15 protein-coding genes and 1 pseudogene are annotated in these 13,946 nt (G+C 71.5%); 7 read left to right on the top strand and 9 right to left on the bottom strand.

Annotated features, from left to right (window positions below; translation table 11 throughout):
* The first annotated feature begins 212 nt into the window (after positions 1 to 212).
* Positions 213 to 809 carry a hypothetical protein gene (locus ACFY1U_RS39420; protein ID WP_390698847.1) on the top strand — a complete coding sequence of 199 codons (597 nt, stop codon included), beginning with the start codon at positions 213 to 215 and terminating at the stop codon, positions 807 to 809.
* Positions 810 to 881: 72 nt separating this feature from the next.
* On the opposite strand, the gene ACFY1U_RS39415 is transcribed toward ACFY1U_RS39420, so the two are convergent.
* From ACFY1U_RS39415 to ACFY1U_RS39390, 6 genes and pseudogenes are all read right to left on the bottom strand, one after another.
* Positions 882 to 2,453, bottom strand: a complete 1,572-nt coding sequence (locus ACFY1U_RS39415; RefSeq protein WP_390698846.1) for an oleate hydratase — start codon at positions 2,451 to 2,453, stop codon at positions 882 to 884.
* A gap of 186 nt (positions 2,454 to 2,639) precedes the next feature.
* Positions 2,640 to 3,017, bottom strand: coding sequence for a hypothetical protein (locus ACFY1U_RS39410; protein ID WP_390698931.1), 378 nt, complete (start codon positions 3,015 to 3,017; stop codon positions 2,640 to 2,642).
* A gap of 84 nt (positions 3,018 to 3,101) precedes the next feature.
* Positions 3,102 to 3,337: pseudogene (locus ACFY1U_RS39405) on the bottom strand (hemin transporter); the annotation flags it as partial.
* Between the two features lie 559 nt (positions 3,338 to 3,896).
* Complete coding sequence (locus tag ACFY1U_RS39400) at positions 3,897 to 4,151, bottom strand: hypothetical protein (protein ID WP_390698845.1); 255 nt, start codon at positions 4,149 to 4,151, stop codon at positions 3,897 to 3,899.
* A gap of 508 nt (positions 4,152 to 4,659) precedes the next feature.
* Positions 4,660 to 5,394, bottom strand: a complete 735-nt coding sequence (locus ACFY1U_RS39395) for an SDR family oxidoreductase (RefSeq protein ID WP_390698844.1) — start codon at positions 5,392 to 5,394, stop codon at positions 4,660 to 4,662.
* Complete coding sequence (locus ACFY1U_RS39390; protein WP_390698843.1) at positions 5,391 to 5,657, bottom strand: Atu4866 domain-containing protein; 267 nt, start codon at positions 5,655 to 5,657, stop codon at positions 5,391 to 5,393. The genes ACFY1U_RS39395 and ACFY1U_RS39390 overlap by 4 nt, the downstream gene beginning before the upstream one ends.
* 139 nt (positions 5,658 to 5,796) lie before the next feature.
* Here ACFY1U_RS39390 and ACFY1U_RS39385 point away from each other — a divergent pair, with 139 nt between their 5' ends.
* From ACFY1U_RS39385 to ACFY1U_RS39370, 4 genes are all read left to right on the top strand, one after another.
* Positions 5,797 to 6,630: a helix-turn-helix transcriptional regulator gene (locus tag ACFY1U_RS39385; protein WP_390698842.1), complete on the top strand. Its 834-nt coding sequence runs from the start codon at positions 5,797 to 5,799 to the stop codon at positions 6,628 to 6,630.
* 490 nt (positions 6,631 to 7,120) lie between these two features.
* Positions 7,121 to 8,122 carry an ornithine carbamoyltransferase gene (gene argF, locus ACFY1U_RS39380; RefSeq protein ID WP_390698841.1) on the top strand — a complete coding sequence of 334 codons (1,002 nt, stop codon included), beginning with the start codon at positions 7,121 to 7,123 and terminating at the stop codon, positions 8,120 to 8,122.
* Between the two features lie 3 nt (positions 8,123 to 8,125).
* Complete coding sequence (locus ACFY1U_RS39375; RefSeq protein ID WP_390698840.1) at positions 8,126 to 9,049, top strand: carbamate kinase; 924 nt, start codon at positions 8,126 to 8,128, stop codon at positions 9,047 to 9,049.
* 116 nt (positions 9,050 to 9,165) lie between these two features.
* A complete protein-coding gene (locus tag ACFY1U_RS39370; protein ID WP_390698839.1) occupies positions 9,166 to 10,080 on the top strand; it encodes a universal stress protein in 915 nt (304 codons plus the stop codon).
* Between the two features lie 39 nt (positions 10,081 to 10,119).
* Here ACFY1U_RS39370 and ACFY1U_RS39365 read toward each other — a convergent pair whose 3' ends face one another.
* From ACFY1U_RS39365 to ACFY1U_RS39355, 3 genes are all read right to left on the bottom strand, one after another.
* A complete protein-coding gene (locus ACFY1U_RS39365) occupies positions 10,120 to 10,500 on the bottom strand; it encodes a hypothetical protein (RefSeq protein WP_390698838.1) in 381 nt (126 codons plus the stop codon).
* Positions 10,497 to 11,171 (bottom strand): DUF4389 domain-containing protein, encoded by a 675-nt coding sequence (locus ACFY1U_RS39360; protein ID WP_390698837.1) that lies wholly within the window; start codon positions 11,169 to 11,171, stop codon positions 10,497 to 10,499. Before ACFY1U_RS39360 ends, ACFY1U_RS39365 begins: the two co-directional genes overlap by 4 nt.
* Before the next feature lie 135 nt (positions 11,172 to 11,306).
* Positions 11,307 to 11,777 (bottom strand): pyridoxamine 5'-phosphate oxidase family protein, encoded by a 471-nt coding sequence (locus ACFY1U_RS39355; protein WP_390698836.1) that lies wholly within the window; start codon positions 11,775 to 11,777, stop codon positions 11,307 to 11,309.
* Between the two features lie 273 nt (positions 11,778 to 12,050).
* Here ACFY1U_RS39355 and ACFY1U_RS39350 point away from each other — a divergent pair, with 273 nt between their 5' ends.
* Positions 12,051 to 12,740, top strand: coding sequence for a response regulator (locus tag ACFY1U_RS39350; protein ID WP_390698835.1), 690 nt, complete (start codon positions 12,051 to 12,053; stop codon positions 12,738 to 12,740).
* Between the two features lie 120 nt (positions 12,741 to 12,860).
* Positions 12,861 to 13,889, top strand: a complete 1,029-nt coding sequence (gene gap / locus ACFY1U_RS39345; RefSeq protein WP_390698834.1) for a type I glyceraldehyde-3-phosphate dehydrogenase — start codon at positions 12,861 to 12,863, stop codon at positions 13,887 to 13,889.
* The last annotated feature ends 57 nt before the right edge of the window (positions 13,890 to 13,946 follow it).

The following is a 13,946-nucleotide window of genomic DNA, read 5'->3' as shown; positions in this document are numbered from 1 at the left end:
CGACGGATGGTCGGCCTGCCTGCCACGACGACCCGGCGCGTCGGCTCGGCAGATTGCCTGGTCGCCTCACTCGGGGGCGCGCTGACGCGGGCCGGTCGGCCCTGTGGGCCTGCCTGGTCGGCCCCTCCCGTCTGCCCGCCGTGACGTGCGATGTTCCAGGTGGAGGACGTCACTCAGCACGTCGGCGCGTACGACAAATGGGGTGTCGACCGATGAAGACACACCGTGCGAAGGCGAAGAGGATCAGGTTCTGGCGGTGGCGGCGCAATCCCCTGCGGCGCCGCAGTGACCGGCTGGAAGCGTGGATCGTGCTCGCCGCCTGGACACTCGCCCTGCTCGGCGGCCTGTTGGCCGCCCTGGCGACGCAGCAGGCGGTGCGGGACGACCTCGCCGCACGACGCGCGGACGTGCACTCCGTCTCGGCGGTGCTGACCGAGGACGCGCCACGGATCCCGCCGGTATCCACGTCGGGGTACAGCGACGACAAGGTGTGGGCGAAGGTGCGGTGGGTCGCGGCCGACGGTTCGACGCACACCGGCACCACGAGGGTCGAGCCCGGCACCGCCGTCGGCACCCGGATCACCACCTGGACCGATCACACCGGCAGGCTGGTTCTCGAACCCGCGAGCCCGACCGAGGCATGGCTGCAGACGGCGCTGTTCGGTGCCGCGGCCGCCATGGGAGCCGGGGCCGTGGTCCTGGCCGGCGAACGGCTCGCGCGCGGACGGCTGGACCGGCGGCGCCTTGCGGAGTGGGACGCGCAGTGGGCGCGGGTCGGCCCCCAGTGGAGGAAGCGGATGCTCGGCTGACAGAGGCCGACCGGATCCGAGCCGGAGCGGTCCTGATGCCGCACACGCTTCCACCGGCCGAGTCGTGCCCGGTCACCGGCGGTGCATCGTCTCCAGAGCCGCAACCAGGACACGGGGGTCGTGGTGCCCCTTGTAGACCGCGGGAGGCTGCCGGTCGAGGTTCAGCAGCCGGGCCACCGCCGTCCACGCGGTGCGCACCGAGTACTCGACGGTGAAGACGACGTCGTCCGGTACCTCCGCGAACTGCCCGATGAAGGCGAGGTTGACCGATCCCTCGGGCACGACACGGGGCCGGTCCACGCGGCGGCGGACCAGGAACTGGCTGGTGATGTACGGCATCAGGCAGGGCACCACGGTGGAGGTCTCCAGGACCCGGGCCGCCGACGACGCGTCGAAGTGCAGATGGTGCAGCAGCTCCTCGAGGATCTCCCGGCCGGAGCACATCGTCATCGGCTTCGGCGTGTGGTTGCCCGCGCGGCCGGGGAACAGACCGTAGCCCCACCACACCGAGACGCCCTCGGGCTGGTCGCGGTAGACCGGCTGGCGGTTGGCGACGATCGTCAGCAGCCAGTTGGATTCGGTGAAGGTCATCAGCCCGCCCCTGCCGGTCTCACGGCCCGCGAACTCGGCCAGCGCGTCCAGGAAGGCGGGATCCTTGGCGGTGACCGTGAACGACTCCCAGCGGGACTCCTTGACGTGCTTGTCGAACACCGCCGGGTTGCCGAAGTCCTCACGCCCGCGGGCGATGCGGTGCCACAGCAGCCACGCCTGCGAGCGGTGGCCGGGCGGGGGCGGCGCCGTGGTGTGCGAGCCGAGGCTGGAGGCGTCCGTCATCGAGCCGTTGGTGACCAGGACCAGATCCTCGGGAGCCACGGCGATCTTCTCGTCGCGGCCGCCCCGGGAGACATGGAGGGTCTCGACCGTGGTGCCGTCGTGCCCCGGTGCGAACCCGAGGTCGGTGACCTGGCTTCCGGTGTGCACGGTGACGCCGCGCTCCCGCAGCCATGTCGTCAGGGGACGCACGATCGAGTCGTACTGGTTGTAGCGGGTGCGGTGGATGCCCGACATCGACGCGAACTCGGGGAAGAGATGGATGAACCGCCTCAGGTAGCGGCGGAACTCGATCGCGCTGTGCCAGGGCTGGAAGGCGAACGTGGTGCACCACATGAACCAGAAGTTCGTGGTGAAGAAGTGCTCGCCGAAGCAGTCCGTGATGCGCTTGCCGTCCAGGTGTCCCTCGGGACTCGCCAGGCACCGGACCAGTTCCAGCCGGTCGCGCTCGGAGAACCCCATGGAGGCGGTGTCGACGATCTTTCCGTCCCCGTCGACGAGACGTGCCACGTCGTCCCAGGCGAACTCCTCGTGCCCCGCCAGGATCTCCTCGGTCACGGACACCGCGGGATCGTCGAGGGTGGGGATCGCGGACAGCAGGTCGTACGTGCAGCGGAACTCGGCCTCGAACATCCGCCCCCCGCGCATGCTGTAGCCGGCGTCCGCACTGCCGCCCGCGTCCAGGCTGCCCCCGACGGTGTGCTGTTCCTCGAAGAGGTGGATGTCCGCCCCGTCGAATCCGCCGTCACGGATCAGGAACGTGGCTGCGGCGAGCGCCGCGATCCCACTGCCCACCAGGTACGCCTTCGCCATCACACAACTCCTCGTCCTCGCCCGCCGGTCCGGGAACCACGGCACCCACGTTTTCGTGCGCCGGGGGCCGGGTCAGTGGGCCGTTGGTCACCTGTGCGGGCCGGTCGGCCCGCGTCCCGCCGCGGCAGCACATGACAGCGGCCCGGTCGGTGGACCGCCACCGACCGGGCCGTTCCCAGTGAGCCCTTACGCCGACTGCTGACCGCCGCCGCGCCACGGCGGCGCCTCGGTCCGGTGGCCGTCTTCCCAGGCGTGGGCGGCCTTGTCGGTCTGGCGGCGCAGCCGGTCCTGGAGCAGGTCCACGACCTCCCGGCCGGTGGACTCCTCGGCGAGCACCACCACCTGCCGGCCGCCGACGCGCAGGTCGGCCGTGGCCAGCCAGGGCCGGTCGGCGTGGCGGATGGCCGCCCGCACGATCCTCACCTCACCGGTGATGGCGGGCAGGCCGGAACGGCCGACGACGGCGTCGATCTTCGTACGGGCGTAGGCGAGGGTCTCCTGGTCCACCGGGCCGTCGAAACGCAGCCGCACCGCGGGTGCGGCCTGGGAGTTGTCGCGCGTCATCGTGGATCCTTTCCTGGAAGGTGCAGGTGGTTCAGGCCGCGCTGTCGGCCGGCCACAGGTCGGGGCCGAAGACCTCGTACCGGATGCGTCGTACCGGCGGTCCGGGTCTGCCGGCAGCGTGGTCGCGAACCCGGCCGTGGAGCCGGCCAGTGTGCGCCGCTGGTCTCCGCCGGCCTGGTTGCCGCGGTCGAACATTCCGTCGAGCAGTTCCGGCCGGTCCTGGAACATCGCCCCGTAGAGCGCGTCGTGATCTCGTCGACCGCTCCGGCCACGGCGGGCAGGGTGGCACGTACCACGGCGGCGGATTCTGCGGGCAGCATGGAACCTCCCGGGCGGGGGAATCGGGGTGCGAGGACCGCCGCGTCGAATGCGCGGAGACCTTCTGTGTAGCAGTCGTCCTGCTGTGTTTCGGTGCCGTTTCGGGCGCTGAGCGGAAGAGGGGCCACGTAGCCCCATGGGTTGGGGAACCCCGGCCCCATGGCCCGCCCGGAGCGTGGGGGCCGTGCGGCGCCATGGACCTGTCCCCTTGGGCCCTGTCCGCCGTCGGGCCGGGGGACGTGTCCGCGCGGCTGCGTATCGCGCGGACACGCGGCCGACGACCCTCGTGCGGCCACGACCCCTCGCAGGGCCGTCCCCCTGGCACGGACGCCGTTTCCGGCGGGGACGGGGGAACCCTTTCGGATGCCGTGCCCGGCGTCCGCGCCCGACTCAATGATCACGCCGTGGCCACGGGGGAGAGAGGGGCGACCGTACCTGTCCGAGGGACGTTCGGGGTCTTGCCACGCAGGGGTGGCTCGGTACGTGGAGGAGGCCGGAGGCGACTGCTTCCTGGCGAAGGACAGCGCCAGATGTCACCGCGCGCGTGGCAAGCTCCCGGAGTCAGCCGCGGCGCCCCGCCCGGGGGCGTCGCCCGTCCGCGAGGGACCGCATCCGCTCCCGGTAGGCGGCCGCGTCGATCAGGACGCGCAGCCGCTGTTCCACCAGCTGCCGCTCGGCCGCTTCGAGCGCCGTGCGACCGTGCCGTAGCCGGGGGCACACCGGACGACGGGCTCCGGGCGACGCCAGCAGACGTCCCGTGTCGTACAACGCTCCCGCGAGAATCAGCAGTTGGAGCACGGCGGCTGCGGTGATCATGGCATCGGTCCCGAGTGGACGGTTCCCGCCCGGGCGGGCGGTCACCGTCAGCGTCCCGCGAGCAGTCGGGCGGGGAGAGGGGCCGCCCGGGGCACCGTGGGACCCGTGCGGCCCTGCCGGCCGGGGAGGGGATGTGCCAGACGTTCCGCGGACCGTACCCCCTTGCGGTGAACCCGCGATGTCAGAGCCGTGCGCCCCTCCACGGTGCCCCGGACCCGAACGGACCTCGCCCAGGACGGGCGACTCGACACACTCGGCGGTGCGGACCACATGGCTGCGACGGCCGCGGGCCGTCGGAAAGGTCGCACGGCCGCGGCGGGGAGCAGCTGTGCGGTCGGGCATGTGGAGGCACAACTCGCGCTGCGGCCACGGCCAGGTGTGCCACCCGCGGCCACGATCTGCCCCAGCCGGAACACCGTGGCGCAAGGCGAGCAGAGATCACTTGGTGCGGCCCAGCGCCGGTATCGGTGAGACTGCCGCGCACCACGTGCGCCCGTACCGCAGGTGGTCATTGGGCGCTTGCGGTGGGACGGACGATGATTTCGTTGACGTCGACCTGCGAAGGCTGAGCAATGGCGTAGGCAATGGCCTCCGCGATGGCGGAGGCCGGCAGCGCCACGGCGCGGTAGGTCTTCATGGCCTCCCTGGCAGCGGAGTCGGAGATGCCGTCGGCGAGTTCGGACTCGGTGACGCCGGGGGAGACGAGGGTGACCCTGATGTTCCCGGTGGACTCCTGGCGCAGTCCCTCGGAGATCGCGCGGACGGCGAATTTGGTCGCGCAGTAGACGGCGGCGGTCGGTGAGACCTCGTAAGCGCCGACGGAGGCGATGTTCACGAAGTGCCCGCCGCCCTGAGCGCGCATCGCGGGCAGAGCGGCGGCGATACCGTGCAGGACTCCCCGCACGTTCACGTCGATCATCCGGTCCCACTCGTCGACCTTCAGCGCTTCCAGCGGCGAGAGCGGCATCACTCCGGCGTTGTTGACCACCACGTCCACTCGGCCGTAGCGCTCGCGGGCGGTGGACATGAAGTCACCGACATCGGCGGCATCCGTGACATCCAGCCGCTGGAACGCCGCGGTGCCGCCTGCGGCGGTGATCTCCTTGGTCAGCGCCTCGAGACGATCGGTGCGCCGCGCTCCGAGGAACAGCCGGTGGCCGTCGGCGGCAAGCCTGCGGGCGGTCGCCTCTCCGATCCCGCTGCTTGCTCCGGTGACGGCCACGACCTTGGCTGTGTGCGTCATGCCTGCTTTTCCTCTCGGTAGAGCACGAGGTGCTCGTGGTGGAGCACACCGTCACGGATGTCGCCCGTCGCGGTGAACCCGGAGTCGTCGACGTAGTCGATGTGGCTGCCGGTCACCATGTAGCGGCCCCGGTAGGCGCTGCGCCGGTCACCGCGGGCCTCGTCGTACCGGCCGTCCGGCAGCAACTCCTGGCGGATGTGACCGTCGGCGGTCACCCACATGCCGACCACGTCGGCATGGCCCTCCTCCGGATTGCCTGTCATGACGGACTCCCTTCGTCCATGGGTGCGGATCTGTCTGCCCGACCGAGTCTGGGCAGCCCGGAGGCCGTCGACCAGGACGTGTGTTGCCTGGGTGCACCGCACCCAGGCAACACAGCGCCTTGCGGCCTAGCCTGAGGCCATGACCGACAACCACCTGGGAGAGTTCCTGCGCGCACGCAGAGCGGCACTGCGGCCGCAGGACGTCGGCATGGCCGGCCACGGCGTGCGCAGGGTCACCGGACTGCGCCGGGAAGAGGTCGCCGTCCTGGCCGGGATGAACGTGGATTACTACAGTCGGCTGGAACAGGGACGCGAACGCCACCCCTCGGCCCAGGTCCTCGACGCGCTGGGCCGCGCCCTTCAACTGGACCCCGACGCGTACGCGCACCTGCACCAGCTGGCCGGGACAGCGCCGAGCCACCAGTTCACCCACACCACGGACCGGGTCACTCCCGCCCTTCGCCAGCTGATGGACGGCTACCCGGGCGCCCCGGCCTTCGTCGTCAACCGGACGCTGGACATCCTGGCGACCAACGCTCTGGCCGACGCTCTGTACTCACCTTTCGACCAGGCGGACAACCTGGCCCGCATGACCTTCCTCGACCCGGTGGGGCGGCAGTTCTACACCCGGTGGAGCCGCACGGCGCAGGCCACGGTGGGCCATCTGCGCCAGGCGGCCGGCCTCGACCCGGACAACCCGCGACTGCGGGAACTCGTCCGCGCCCTCACCGAGCACAGCATGGACTTCACCCGTCTGTGGACCACCCACGCCGTGCGGGGCAAGACCCAGGACGCCAAGCACTTCCTCCATCCCGAGGTTGGGGCCCTGACCCTCGTCTACCAGGCCTTCGACGTACGGGACGCTCCAGGCCAGCAACTCGTCATCTACCAAGCCGAACCGGGCAGCTCCAGCGCCCAGGCCCTCAGACTGCTCGGCTCCATCCACGCCACCTCGAACCAGCCCTCCGTGTAGCCGAAAGGGACTCAGGCTCCAAGGAAGGCCACGACGACCTGACCTCCTCGGACGGATCGGGCGAGCGGTCAAGGCCTTGCGCGAGGATCGGCAGGCTTCCCATCAGGTGCCCGCTGCGTATGCCCCGACAGGGGCCGAGTGGGGATCCGGCCAGGGGACCAACGGGTCCGTGCGGGGACCAGTGGCCGCTGACCACGCTCCCGGGCGCGCAGAAGGATCGGTCAGGGAGAGACCGAACCGCGGCCACCCGCACAAGGAGCCCGCCCATGTCCACCACCAGACGTACTGGATCACCGCGTGGGCGAGGCCCGGGTGCACCGAAGTCCCGGTTCTGTGCCCGGCCTGCGCTCCTGGACCCTGCGTCCCAGCAGCGCCCAGGAGGCCGGTTTCGACGTGGCGCCGAACTCGGCCGCGGCCGGGGCGGATCCCGCTGCATGAGCTGACCGATCGAACGCGACCCGGCCGCCTGAGCGCACCCACAAGGACCGACATGACCATCGACCTGCGAGGCCGCTCCTACCTCAGCGAACTCGACTTCACCGCACGCGAGATCCAGCAGCTCCTCGACCTCGCCGCCGACCTGAAGACGGCCCGCCGGGCCGGCACCGAAAGGCCCCGGCTGACCGGAAAGCACCTCGCGCTGATCTTCGAGAAGACCTCCACCCGCACCCGCTGCGCCTTCGAGGTCGCCGCGGCCGACCAGGGCGCCGCCACCACCTACCTGGGCCCCGGCGACACCCACGTCGGCACCAAGGAGTCCATCGCCGACACCGCCCGTGTCCTCGGCCGGATGTTCGACGGCATCGAGTACCGCGGCTGCGCGCAGGCACTCGTCACCGAACTCGCCGCCCACTCCGGCGTGCCCGTCTACAACGGCCTGACCTACAGCGCGCACCCCACCCAGAGCCTGTGCGACGTCTTCACCATGCGCGAGCACAGCCCCAAGCCCCTGCCCGACATCAGCTACTGCTATCTCGGCGACGCCCGCAACAACATGGGCAACTCCCTGCTGTCGATGGGCGCTCTGCTCGGCATGGACGTACGGATCGCCGCCCCCCGCGCCCTGTGGCCGGAGGCGGAGCTGGTCACCCGATGCCGCAGGCTCGCCGAGGGCAGCGGAGCGCGCATCACGCTCACCGAGGACATCGAGACCGCCGTACGCGGCGCCGACTTCCTGCACACCGACGTCTGGGTCTCCATGGGCGAGCCCGCCGCGGCCTGGCGTGAACGTATCGAACTGCTGCTGCCCTACCAGGTCACCGAGAAGACCCTGGCCGCGACCGGCAACCCGGACGTCAAGTTCATGCACTGCCTGCCGTCCCTGCACGACGACCGGACCGCGCTCGGCCACGCCCTGCTGGACCTCTACGGCCTGAGCGCGCTCGAAGTCACCGACGACGTCTTCTCCTCGCCCGCCTCCCTCGTCTTCGAGCAGGCCGAGAACCGGCTGCACACCATCAAGGCCGTCCTCGTGGCCACCCTGGAGGACTGAACCATGCGCATCGTCATCGCCCTCGGCGGCAACGCCCTGCTGCGCCGCGGCGAACGCCCGGACGCGGACGTCCAGTTGGCGAACATCGACCGGGTCGCCACCGTGATCGCCGCGCTCGCCTACGACCACGAGGTGGTCCTCACCCACGGCAACGGCCCGCAGATCGGGCTGCTCGCCCTGGAGAGCGCCACCGACCCCGCCCTGAGCGCCCCCTACCCGCTCGACCTGCTCGGCGCCCGGACCCAGGGCATGATCGGCTCCCTGCTGGTGCGTTCCCTGCACGACACACTGCCCGGGCACCCGATCGCCGCGCTCGTCACCCACACACTCGTACGGGCCGACGATCCCGCGTTCCGGCACCCGACGACATACGTCGGGCAGGCCCACCCCCCGGACGCGGCCCGGTCGCTCGCGCGTGAACGCGGCTGGCGCATGGCCCAGGACACCACCGGGTGGCGGCGCGTCGTCGCCTCCCCGGCACCCGAGCGCATCGTGGAGACCGACACCATCCACCACCTCCTCAGCGGCGGCACGCTGGTGATCTGCGCCGGCGGCGGAGGCGTCCCCGTCACCGCCGACCGGGACACCGGCGCCCTCAGCGGCGTCGAGGCCGTCGTCGACAAGGACCTGACGGCCGCCCTGCTCGCCGAGGACCTCAAGGCCGACTTCCTGCTCATCCTCACCGACGTGCCCAATGTCTACGCCGACTTCGGCACCCCGAAGCAGCGGCCCGTGCTCGACGCCACCCCCGCCGAACTGCGCCGGGCCGGCTTCCCCGCCGGCTCGATGGGACCCAAGGCCGAGGCGGCCGCCCGGTTCGTCGAACGCACGGGGGGCCTGGCCGCGATCGGCGCCCTGGACGCGGCCTACGAGATCGTGCACGGCCGCTCCGGCACGCTGGTGCGGCCGGCCCTGCCTGCAGCCTGAGAAGCGTTGCGCACCTGCTGTGCGTGGGCCGACCGGTCCCCGGCAGGGACTTGAGGCCCCTCCTGCGTCACCCGCGCCGTCCGGAAACTGGCAGAGCAACCCCGAAGGAGGTCCGCATGCCCACCATCACCGTCGGCCTCGACGGCTCACCGCAGAGCCTCGCCGCCGCCGACTGGGCCGCCCGCGAAGCAGAGCAACGCGGGGCAGCGCTGTGCCTGCTGCACGCCCGGGAACAGCAGTCCCACCTGGTCCCCGCCCTCGCCGGAGTTCCCGCCCCGGGCGCGATCGACACGCAGCACGCGTGGGCCAAGACCCTGCTGCACGACGCGCAGTCCCGGCTCGCAGACCGCCACCCCGGTCTGGACATCGGGACACAGCAGGCCGGAGGCCGGCCGGTCGCGGCCCTCCTGGCCGCCGCGGAGGAGGCCGACCTGCTGGTCCTCGGATCCCGGGGGCTCGGCACGGTCGCCGGGTTCCTGGTCGGCTCCGTCTCCCTCCCCGTCGTGGCCCGTGCCGCGCGGCCCGTCGTTCTCGTCCGGGCCGGCGAGCGCGCCCAGGACGAGCATCTGCCGGACGCCTCGGGCGGCACGTCCACCGCCACCCCGTATCGGGATGTACTGCTCGGGCTGGACCTGGACGACCCCGGCGACGCGCTGATCGGCTTCGCGTTCGACGCGGCCCTGCGCCGCGCAAGCGGCCTGCAGATCATCCACGGCTGGAGCCTGCCGACCTCCTACGGCTACGGCAGCGCCATGGACGTCGGGCTGAACGAGGAACTGGCCGAGCAGGTGCGGCACGCGCTGAGCGACATACTGCGGCCGTGGCGGGACAAGTTCCCCGGCGTCGAGGTCCACGCACAGGCCGTGATCGGCAGCGCCGGCCGTCATCTCGTGCACGCCTCACGCGATGCGGGCCTGGTCGTCGTGGGCCGCAGTGAACGGCACACTTCGATCGGCGGTCACATCGGTCCCGTGGCCCACGCGGTGCTGCAGCATGCCGCCGCACCGGTCGCGGTGGTGCCTCACGACTGATCTCCCGCCCGAGGGCTTCGGGGGACGTCAGTAAGGACGTCAGTAGACGGAGGCGGGCCATGAACAGGCCACAGCGGTGATCACGCCCACGTCCAGCAGCACACCGACGCTCAGCCACGGGTCGAACCAGACCGCCTTGAGCACCAGCCCGCTCGACGCGGCGACAAGGGCGGCCGTGGGCCACCAGTCGGCGCCCGCCAGCACTCCGGTGCCGGCGACGGCGTACACCACCGCCGTGTACCAGGCCAGCACGAGCGCCGCCGCCCAGGCCGGGGCCGGGCGGACCCCCACGGCCGCCAGCACCCACGAGTGCCCGGGAGCGAACGGGGCCGCCGTGCCGGGCTGTTGCGGCGCCGTCCACACGCCGGGGTGCAACAGCCCGTGCACGATCAGGAACGCCCCCACCAGCAGGGTGGTCACGACGGGTCCCCGGGCGCGAAGGGTTCGTGGGGCTCGGTGCCGCCCATGTCGAGCCGGAAGGGCGGATAGGTGTCCGTCATCAGGGCGGCATAGGCGGCCACCCGCAGCACCCACCGGTTGAGCCCGAGGATCAGGTCGAACAGGGCCCGCGGGTACTTCTCGGTGAAGGCCAGGGTCACGGCGGCGATCACCGCCAGCACGGCCACCAGTCCGCCGTCCCACCAGCCGAGGTGCCAGCCGCCGAGGAAGAACCCGATGACGATGTAGTGCGGGATGGCCAGCAGCCACCACTTCACCAGCACCAGTCCACGGGAGAGCCGCTCGGGGTAGGCGATGTCCAGGCGTGCGGGGTATTCGGGCTCCTCACCCAGGCTGAACGGGGGGTACCGGTCGGTGCCCAGAGCCCCGTACGAGTAGTACGCCACCCGCCAACTCCAGCGCAGCACGCCCAGGTTGAAGTCGAACAGGGACCGTGGATAGCGCTCGGTGAACAGGATGCTGAAGAACGCGACCACGCTCACCAGGGTGAAGGCGATCCAGAGGAAGAACAGCACCACGTAGTGCGGAATCACCAGGATCCACTTCACCAGCCACAGCCACCGGGACAGCGGCGCGTCGAGCACCGCGTTCACCCGCACAGGACGGTCAGGTGTTCCCGCCAGGGTCGTCATGGCGATCAGCTCCTTCGGCCCGTGGCGCCGCCGCGGCGACCTGGGCCCAGGTCCAGCGTGGGCGCCGAAGCCCGGCCGGGGCGAGGGCCGTTGGGGCCGATCCGGGGGCCGTCGGTCCCCGTCACGGGGCCCGCCTCAGCCGACGTCCTGACGTGGTGCCCGGGTGTCCGTGAGACGGATGCCGGTGACCAGGTCGGGCCGGATGCGGACCGCGTAGTCCATGGTCTGCTGCACCCACGGATGCAGCAGCCGCCGATAGCGGGCCAGCTCCTCCGGGTCGGTCACCAGCTGGGCGTAGCCGGTGGCGACCACGCTCCAGCCGAGGTGCGTGGCCGGGTCGATGGTGTCGGCCTCGTAGGCCACGACCACGCCCGACGGCGCGGACTCGCGCGCTCGGGAGGTCAGGGCCGCCGCCTCATGGGTGCGGATGACGATGTCACCGTGGTCCAGGATGTGGTTGACCGGGCGGATGGTCGGCAGCGCGTGCCGCGTGAAGACGATCCTTCCCACGGACACGCTGCCCAGCAGCCGCAGCGCTTCATCGCTGTCCAGCTCGATGCTCAGGCGCGGCCCGACGGGGACCGGCTGGGTGTTGTCGAGGCGCATGGCGGGTTTCCGTACGGGTCGGCGGCTCACTGCTGACCATCAATCGAACCGCCCTGTCGCACCAGAGGTAAGGGCCCGTTCGGCCCTCTTCCGCGTCCGGTCGGCCCCGGGACCTCGCGAGCGGGTCCGACGGTGGGCCGAACGGGTACCGGAGGGCGGAGACAGACACAGGGATCGGGGCCGACCGGCCCTGGTCCTCCCGGCGGGCAGGGGCGAATATCTCGGAAACCGGCGCAGGTGATCCGGCGCGGAGCGCAGGACAAGGAGCATTCGATGGCGGACGGCGAACGGCCCGGTCCCGAGGGCCCGATCCGGGTCTTCCTGCTGGACGACCACGAAGTGGTACGTCGCGGGGTGCGCGACCTCCTCGACGACGAGGCGGACATCACCGTGGTCGGTGAGGGCTCCACCGTCGAGCAGGCCCTGGTCCGTGTTCCGGCGCTGCGACCACAGGTGGCGGTGCTCGACGTGCGGCTGCCCGACGGTGACGGCGTGACGGTCTGCCGGGAGCTGCGCTCACGCCTGCCCGAACTGGCCTGCCTCATGCTGACCTCGTTCGACGACGAGGAGGCCCTGCTCGACTCGATCATGGCGGGCGCGTCCGGGTACGTCCTCAAACAGATCCAGGGATCCGACCTGGTGTCCGCCGTGCGTACGGTCGCCGCGGGCCAGTCGCTGCTGGATCCGAGCGCCACCACCAGGCTGATGGCCCGTCTGCGTGGCGGGCAGCAGCAGGAGGAACCCGACCCGCTGCCGGGCCTGACCGACCGGGAACGGGAGATCCTTTCCCTCATCGGTGAGGGCCTCACCAACCGGCAGATCGGCCAGCGGCTGTTCCTCGCGGAGAAGACGGTGAAGAACCACATCTCCCGCCTGCTGGCCAAGCTCGGCGTGGAACGGCGCATCCAGGCCGCCGTCATCGCCACCCAGGCCGAGGACCGGCTCCGGCAGCAAGGCCACTGACGCCCAGGGCCGAACGTCCCCCGCTCGCCCCCGTCCGGCCCAAGCCCCGCCCGGCCCGCCGTCAGCAGGCTGGCGGCAGACCCCGGACACAGCCGGGCGACGATCGGGAGGGCGACGGACATGAGCGTACGCGTCGGCATCAACGGCTTCGGCCGCATCGGACGCAACTATCTTCGGCTGGTGCTGGAGCGGGCCGAGAGCGGCACCGGCACACCGGTCGAGGTCGTGGCGGTCAACGACATCACCTCGTCGGCGGCGCTGGCCCATCTCCTGGAGTACGACTCCACGTACGGCCGGCTGCATCGCACCGTCGAGCACGACGACAGCTCCCTGACGGTCGACGGCCACCGCATCGCCGTGACCGCCGAACGCGACCCGGCCGCCCTCGCCTGGGGCGAGCACGCAGTGGACGTCGTCATCGAGTCCACCGGCCGCTTCCGCACCCGCGAGCAGGCCGGGGCGCATCTGAGGGCGGGCGCCCGCAAGGTGCTGCTGTCCGTGCCGGGCAAGGGCGTCGACGCCACCCTCGTGATGGGCGTCAACGAGGGCACCTACGACCCCGACAGCGACCACGTCGTCTCCAACGCCTCCTGCACCACCAACTGCGTGGCCCCCATGGTGAAGGTGCTCGACGAGCACTTCGGCATCGTCAAGGGTCTGATGACCACCATCCACGGCTACACCAACGACCAGGTGGTCCTGGACGGGCCGCACAAGGACCCGCGCCGCGGCCGCAGCGCCGCCGTCAACATCATCCCCACCAGCACCGGGGCCGCACGGGCCGTCGGCCTCGTCCTGCCGGAGCTGGCCGGCACCCTCGACGGCATCGCCGTACGCGTGCCCGTGGAGGACGGCTCGCTGACCGACCTGAGCGTGGTCCTCCAACGGCCGGTGACCGCGGACGAGATCAACGCCGCATACCGGGAGGCCGCGGACGGTCCGCTGAAGGGCGTCCTGCGGGTCTGCGACGCCCCGATCGTCTCCCGCGACGTCGTCGGCGACCCCGCCTCGTGCGTCCTGGACGCCCCGCTGACCCAGGCGAACGGTGAGCTGGTGAAGGTCTTCGGCTGGTACGACAACGAGTGGGGCTACACCAACCGCCTCCTCGACCTGACCGAGTACGTCGCCGCCCGCCTGCCGCGCCCCTGACCGGCGTCGGAGCCCCGCGAACCCGGCCGTTCCGTACCGCCTCCTGCCCTGGACCGT

Origin of the sequence: Streptomyces sp. NPDC001351, assembly GCF_042896045.1 — a bacterium.
GTDB lineage: Bacteria > Actinomycetota > Actinomycetes > Streptomycetales > Streptomycetaceae > Streptomyces.
This window is presented reverse-complemented; position numbering and strand designations above follow the sequence as displayed.